Origin of the sequence: Variovorax boronicumulans NBRC 103145 (genome assembly GCF_001591345.1) — a bacterium.
Taxonomy (GTDB): Bacteria; Pseudomonadota; Gammaproteobacteria; order Burkholderiales; family Burkholderiaceae_C; genus Variovorax; species Variovorax boronicumulans.
The window spans coordinates 1-6,414 of record NZ_BCUS01000201.1 but is presented as its reverse complement, the minus strand read 5'-3'; the positions used below and the strand labels follow the sequence as shown (position 1 = coordinate 6,414).

Below are 6,414 nucleotides of genomic sequence, written 5' to 3'. Positions count from 1 at the left end.
GCCGCGCGCGGCAAGGGCGGAGCGTCGTGACCGATCTCGCGTTCCACGCGCTGGCCGCGAAGGTGCGCGCGGCGCAGCGCCCGGCCGACCTGGCCTTCCTGATCTGCAACGAGACCCACGCGATCGCGCCGTACCGGCAGGCCGCGCTGGTCGGCTTCTTCGGCGCGCGCCGCACGCGGCTGGTGGCGCATTCGGGCCTGGCCGATGTCGAGTCCGACTCGCCCTATGCGCTGTGGCTGGCCTCGGTGGCCGACCACCTGAAGGCGCGGCTGGACGAACTGCCGGCCGCCGCGCGCGTGCTGGCGCTGTCGCCCAGCATGCTGCCGCCGGCGCTCGCCGCCTCGTGGGCCGACTGGCTGCCCGACCAGGTGTGGGTGCTGCCCATGGCCGACCCCGACGGCCGCGCGCGCGCCGCGCTGTTCCTGGCGCGCGAGGCGCCGTGGCCCACCGAGTTCGACGCCAAGGCGCCCGAGTTCCTGCTGCTGCAAGCGAGCGCGATGTACGGCCATGCGTGGTGGGCGCTGACCGGGCGCCGTCGTTCCATCGGCACGCTGGCGCACGACGCGTGGGCGCGCAAGCCGCTGCGCTGGGCGCTGGCGCTGCTGCCGCTCGCGCTGCTGGTGCCGGTGCGCGAGTACGCGCTGCTGCAGGCCGAGGTGATCTCCACACGCAGCCAGGTGATCGCCTCGCCGCGCGACGGCGTGATCCGCCGCATGACGGTGCCGCCCAACACGCCGGTGGTGGCCGACCAGACCATCGCCGAGCTCGACGACACCACGCTGGACAACCGCCTGGCCGTGGCGCGCGCGGCGCTGTCGACCGCGCGGCTGGAACTGCACCAGGCCTCGCAGCGGGCCATCGAATCGCAATCGGCCAAGGCCGAGCTGAGCCTGGCCGAAGGCAAGCTGCGCGAGCGCGAGGTGGAGGTGGGTGCGCTGCAGCGCGAAGTGGCGCAGCTGCAGATCAAGGCGCCGGCCGCGGGCGTGTTCGTGTACTCCGACCCCGACGACTGGGCCGGCCGTCCGGTGCAGACCGGCGAGCGCGTCGGGCTGCTGGCCGACCCGGCCGTGCTCGGCGTGCAGGCCTGGGCGCCGGTGAGCGAGGCGGTCAACCTCGCGCCGGGCGCGCCCATGACCCTGTTCCTGCGCGTGGCGCCGCTGGACCCGGTGTCGGCCCGGCTCGACCACGCCGGCTACCAGGCGGTCGAGGCGCCCAACGGCGTGGCGAGCTACCAGCTGCGCGGCCACCTGAGCGAGCCCTCGGGCGTGGCGCGCATCGGCCTGCGCGGCACGGCGCGCGTGTCGGGCGAGTGGACCGTGCTCGGCTACCTGCTGCTGCGCCGGCCGTTCGCGGCGGCGCGGGAGTGGTGCGGATGCTGAGCGGCACGGCGCTCGCAGGCCGTGGCGCTCCTGCGGGCGCTGCGTCGCCGCCGCCGTGGCCGGCATTGCGCGAGGAACTGCAGATCCATCCGGCCGGCGCCAACGGCGACGGCTCGCCGGCCTGGCACGTGTGCGACCCGGTGCGCAACCTGTTCTTTCGCATCGGCTGGCTCGAGTTCGAGATCCTGCAGCGCTGGCCGATGGCTGACGCCGCGCGCATCGCGCAGGCGATCGAACGCGACACCCCGCTGGCGCCCGACGCCGACGACGTGGCGCGCTTTCAGGGCTTTCTCGAACAGCACCAGCTGCTGCGCACCGTGCGCCGCAAGCCGCCGATGCCGGCGTGGCGCTGGCTGCTCAACAACTACCTGTTCGTGCGCATCCCGCTGGTGCGGCCGGCGCGGCTGCTCGAGAAGATGCTGCCCTGGGTCGAGTGGCTCTACAGCCGCTGGTTCGTGGCGCTCAGCGCACTCGCCGCCGGCGTCGGCGTGCTGCTGGCCGCGCGGCAGTGGGACACGGTGGCGGCCCAGTTGCGCGGCGCCATCAGCTGGGAAGGCGTGCTGGGTTTTGCGGGCGCGCTCGTGGTGTCGAAGCTGCTGCACGAGATGGGGCACGCGCTCATGTCCACGCGCCACGGCGTGCGGGTGGGGCACATGGGCGTCGCGCTGCTCGTGATGTGGCCGATGGCCTACACCGACACCGGCGAGAGCTGGAAGCTGGCGCGCTCGCGGCACCGCCTGGCCATCGCGTCGGCCGGCATCTGCGCCGAGCTGGTGCTGGCCGCGTGGTCGACGCTGCTGTGGGCCTTCATGCCCGACGGCGACCTGCGCAATGCGCTGTTCTTTCTGGCGACGACGGCCTGGGTGCTGACGCTGGCCGTGAACGCCAGTCCCTTCATGCGCTTCGACGGCTACTACATGCTGACCGACGCGCTGGATTTTCCGGGCCTGCACGAGCGCGCCGGGCAGCAGGCCAAGCGTGCGCTGCGGCGCTGGCTGCTGGGTTTCGACGACCCGTCGCCCGAGACGCTGACGCCGGGCTTTCGGCGCTTTCTCATCGCCTTCGCGTTCGCCACCTGGGTCTACCGGCTGGTGCTGTTCATCGGCATCGCGGTCGTGGTCTATCACGCGTTCTTCAAGGCGCTGGGTGTGTTCCTTTTCATCGTCGAGATGGGCGTGTTCGTGGTGCGGCCGGTGATGGCCGAGCTGCGCGTGTGGCACGCGCGGCGCGGCGAGATCAAGCCGCGGCGGCGCGTCGTGGCCGTGCTGCTGCTCGCGCTCATCGCGGTCGTGTTGCTGGTGCCGTGGCACGGCGGCATCTCGGCGCCGGGCGTGATCCGGGCCGGCGTCGAACAGCCTGTGTTCTCGCCTTACGCGGCGCGGCTGGCGGCGATGGAAGCCAGCGACGGCGCGGCCGTGGCGGCGGGGCAGTCGCTGGTCACGCTCGAGGCGCCCGGCCAGACCGAGGAGCGCGAGAAGGCGCGCGTGATGTCCAGCGCCTACGCGCGCGCGGCACGCGGCGCCATGGGCCTGGAGGAGCGCCCGGCGGCGCAGCAGGTGCTGGCCGAGCAGCAGGCCAGCCGCTGGGACACCGAACGCCGCGCGCGCGACGCCGAGCTGCTGCGCCTGCGGCTGGTTGCGGCGCACGGCGGCACGCTGCGCGACGTCGATCCGCTGCTGCAGTCCGGCACGTGGGTGGCGCCGTCGCAACTGATGGCGATGGTGGTCGACGGGCGGCGCTGGCGCGTCGAAGCGCTGGTGCCCGAGCACGACCGCCAGCGCCTGGCGGCCGGCAGCCGCGCGGTGATCCTCGTGAAGGGCCGCACGCGCAAGCTCGAAGGGCAGGTGCGCGCCATCGACAACAGCCCGGTGCGCCGGCTGCCGCACCTGCTGCTGGCGCAGGACCACGGCGGCCCGATCGCGCTCAACCCGACCGCGCAGAAGAAGGACCTGCGCCCCGCCGAAGCCTGGTTCCGCGTGACGGTGGAAGGAGAAGACGACGCGCCGGTCGACGGGGTGCGCGAGGTGCGCGCGCATTTCGAAGGCACCCGCGAGAGCCTGGCCCGCCGCTGGATCCATGCGGCGACCTCGGTGCTGATCGAGCAGTCGGGGTTCTGAACAAGCGCGCCCGCTTGCGCCGGCCGGCCACGTGCCGGCAGGCGATGCCCGCGGTCTGCCTTACAGCCGGGTGTGCTCGGAGTGCGGCATGTCCTGGTCGGAACGCAGGACCGCCAGCATGCTCATGAGCGTCACGCCCGCGGCAAGACCGACCAGGAAAGCAAGCACAACGAGGGAGGGGTCGGTTGTCATGCGGTTCTAACGCCGACCCATCCCGCAAGGTTTACGAGTGTTTACACTTATTTGTCATGTCTGCAGGTCCGGGGTAAACAGGCGTCTGCAAAAGGGTCCCTGTGCTTCGGCACCCACCTGCCACACGGCGTGGCTATAGTCGTTCGACCATGCAGAAACGGATCGAGGTTGTCTTTGTCTCGCGGCGCAATTCGCTGCGCAGCGTGCTGGCCGAGGCCTGTCTTGCCCACCTCGATGCGAAGCGCTTTTCGGTGCGCTCGTGCGGGCAGCCGGGGCGGCTGGCGGCGGACGTGCACCCCGCGGCCGTCGAGGCGCTGGGCAGCGCCGGCATGGCCTTGCCGACCTCGCCGCCGCGCAGCTGGGACCTGCTGGCGCGCGCGGGATCGCACAACGCCGATGTCGTCATCACGCTCGACCCCGCGCTCGAACCGCTGCAGCCGCGCTGGCCCGGCCAGCCCGATGCGGCGCTGTGGCCTTACCCCGACGTGGCCGGCGCCAACACCGGCCCGGACGACGCGGCGCATGGCGCGCTGCAGGTGCTGTATTCGCTGCGCCGCCGGCTCGAACTGCTGGTCAACCTGCCGCTCGTGGGCGCCGACCGCAGCGCGCTGCGCTCCGACATCCGCGACATGGCGCACATGCGCTGAGGCGATCTAGGGCGCGGCGAGCCGCAGCACGAAGGTCTTGGTGTGCGGGTCGGTGAGAAACACCTGCGCCACCTGCCAGGCCTGCGCATGCGCGTCGCGCCAGGCGGTGGCGTACTTGATGTCCAGGCGGGTCATGGGGGGCTCGTCGAGCCGCTCGAGCCGGCGCCAGAGCCGGTAGCAGTGCGCGACCTGCCGGGGCGAGCCGAGCAGTTCCTCGAGTTTGATGCGGTAGGTGAATGCCGCCACCATCACGTCGCGTACCGTGACGTTGCGCCCCTCGACTTCGATGGTGTAGAGGTGTTCGGCGGAGTGGATCTCGTCCTTCATGCGGCGGCGCGGAAATCGGGGCGGACGGTGTCGACCTGCGGGGCAGGCCGGTCGGGAGGATGCGCAGAAAGAGGGAGACGGATCACGGCCGCTCCATCCTAGATGGCACGCTGTTTCGGCGCGAGTGCCGAAAGTCATGCGGATGTTCACACATGGTGTCCCTTTGCGCGAAGCGCGTGAAATTGTTATTAAACGAAATTAAATGCTAATACCTAGGAACTATGTCCTAGGGCGGCGCCGGCAGTAGCCCTAAGCTCCTCACTGACATGAGCGCCACACAGCAACATCTTTTCGTCGAACTTTCCGACGGTTGGTCCAGCGAGATCGACATCCGCCAGACCACCGGCGGCCGCTATGCCGGCGTTGCCGAACTCCGCCTGCGCGGGCTCAAGCGCGGCGTGCTCGTCTTCATGCAGCAGCCCTCGCTGGACGCCGCGGTCGCGCGCGTGCGCCTGCGGGCCAGCCAGTTCGCCCGCGAGCGCCTGTCGCTCGCTGAAGCCCGGACCGGCGCACGGGCGAGCTGACCGGGTTCACCCGCACCCGCCGCACCTGCGGTTGAAGTTTTTCTATCCCGGCCATCGGGATTGCCAAACCCGCAGCACCCGCAAGCGGCGCACCATCGAGGCTCACGGATCTCACCGATGGAGCACACGACATGTTGAAGACCTTCAGGAAAGCCATGGGCGCCGCCATTTCGCTGGCTGGGTTCGTGGTGCTGGTGACCCAGCAACTCTGAACGCCCGGCCTCTTTTCCCGCATGCCGCCGCTCAGGGCCGCGCCGGCAGCAGCGGCGAGGTGTACACCGCCGGCGGCGGACGCTGCGGATACACCGAGGTGCCGAAGGTGTTGCCCATGCGATGCCCGGTCGCCGCGCGGTTGAACAACCCCAGCTGATTGCCCGGCCGCTGCGTGATTGCTTCCGAGGCCAGCCCGGGCGCCGCGTCGTCCGGCCCGCGTGCCGGCATCGTGGGCGCGAGCTTGCGGGTCAGGCAGTCGTAGGCGGGCGTGCGCTCGCCGTTCACCACCACTTCGACGCAGCTGCCGTCGGCCTCGCCGCCACCGGAGGGTGGTGTCTGCGCCGCCGCGCCAGTGCCGATCACCGAGAGCATCACGCCGAACAGCCACACACCGACGCGCATCGTTGCACCCCAGGAAAAAAGAAGAAGAAACGCCGTGCCGCGATCACGGCCAACCGGGCAGTCTGGACCGCGCGCAAGTCAGGAAGAAGACGGAATCTCGCGAGGTCGGAAGTGTGAACGAAACGTCACATGTCGGTCATGCGGGGTCGCTAGTCTCGCCCGCACGCTCACCCGGGCCGCACGGCGGACGGCCGCTTTCCAGACCCTTCGTTGCTGCTGTTCATCCTCCGTCACATGACACGTACTTCCGCATCGGGCGGTGGCCTGACACTGTCCTGGTGCCTGGTCATGGCGCTGGTGATGTGCGCCGCTCACGCCGCGGCAGCCGACGACATGGCGAGCGACGCGCCGGCGCTGCATTTCGACCTGCCGGCGCAGCCGCTGGCGCGCTCCCTCGCCGTCTTCGGCCACCTCACCGGGCATTCGGTGCTCGTCACCAGCCGCCTCACCGACGGCCGCGAGGCGTCGCCGGTGCAGGGCGACTTCGCACCGCGCGACGCGCTGCAACGGATGCTCGTGGGCACCGGGCTGGTGGCGCGCTACACCGGTGCCAGCGCGTTCACGCTCGTGCCGGCACCGTCGGCGACTGCCGTCCCCGACGAACGCGTGCCGG

8 protein-coding genes are annotated in these 6,414 nt (G+C 71.1%); 5 read left to right on the top strand and 3 right to left on the bottom strand.

Translation table 11 applies throughout. The features are described from left to right. Together VBO01S_RS30390 and VBO01S_RS30385 are read left to right on the top strand one after the other, a co-directional pair. The coding region (locus VBO01S_RS30390) for an efflux RND transporter periplasmic adaptor subunit (RefSeq protein WP_255221251.1) at window positions 1–1,379 on the top strand (1,379 nt) is incomplete at its 5' end. Further along, the gene (locus VBO01S_RS30385; protein WP_062482663.1) at window positions 1,373–3,496 is read left to right on the top strand and encodes a site-2 protease family protein; all 2,124 of its coding nucleotides are present in this window, start codon (window positions 1,373–1,375) and stop codon (window positions 3,494–3,496) included. The genes VBO01S_RS30390 and VBO01S_RS30385, both read left to right, overlap by 7 nt. 60 nt (window positions 3,497–3,556) lie before the next feature. Here the strand turns inward: VBO01S_RS30385 and VBO01S_RS33360 are convergent, their stop codons facing one another. After that, window positions 3,557–3,688, bottom strand: coding sequence for a hypothetical protein (locus VBO01S_RS33360; protein WP_255221250.1), 132 nt, complete (start codon window positions 3,686–3,688; stop codon window positions 3,557–3,559). A gap of 149 nt (window positions 3,689–3,837) precedes the next feature. Between VBO01S_RS33360 and VBO01S_RS30380 the strand changes: the two genes are divergently transcribed. Next, window positions 3,838–4,335 carry an arsenate-mycothiol transferase ArsC gene (locus VBO01S_RS30380; protein WP_062482660.1) on the top strand — a complete coding sequence of 166 codons (498 nt, stop codon included), beginning with the start codon at window positions 3,838–3,840 and terminating at the stop codon, window positions 4,333–4,335. Window positions 4,336–4,341: 6 nt separating this feature from the next. On the opposite strand, the gene VBO01S_RS30375 is transcribed toward VBO01S_RS30380, so the two are convergent. Next, window positions 4,342–4,662: a hypothetical protein gene (locus VBO01S_RS30375; protein ID WP_062482657.1), complete on the bottom strand. Its 321-nt coding sequence runs from the start codon at window positions 4,660–4,662 to the stop codon at window positions 4,342–4,344. Window positions 4,663–4,928: 266 nt separating this feature from the next. Between VBO01S_RS30375 and VBO01S_RS30370 the strand changes: the two genes are divergently transcribed. Next, window positions 4,929–5,186 (top strand): hypothetical protein, encoded by a 258-nt coding sequence (locus VBO01S_RS30370; protein WP_062482654.1) that lies wholly within the window; start codon window positions 4,929–4,931, stop codon window positions 5,184–5,186. A gap of 243 nt (window positions 5,187–5,429) precedes the next feature. On the opposite strand, the gene VBO01S_RS30365 is transcribed toward VBO01S_RS30370, so the two are convergent. Then, complete coding sequence (locus VBO01S_RS30365; RefSeq protein ID WP_082818347.1) at window positions 5,430–5,801, bottom strand: hypothetical protein; 372 nt, start codon at window positions 5,799–5,801, stop codon at window positions 5,430–5,432. A 234-nt stretch (window positions 5,802–6,035) separates the two neighbouring features. Here VBO01S_RS30365 and VBO01S_RS30360 point away from each other — a divergent pair. Continuing rightward, on the top strand, window positions 6,036–6,414 hold a 379-nt coding region (locus VBO01S_RS30360), incomplete at its 3' end, for an STN domain-containing protein (protein WP_218005426.1).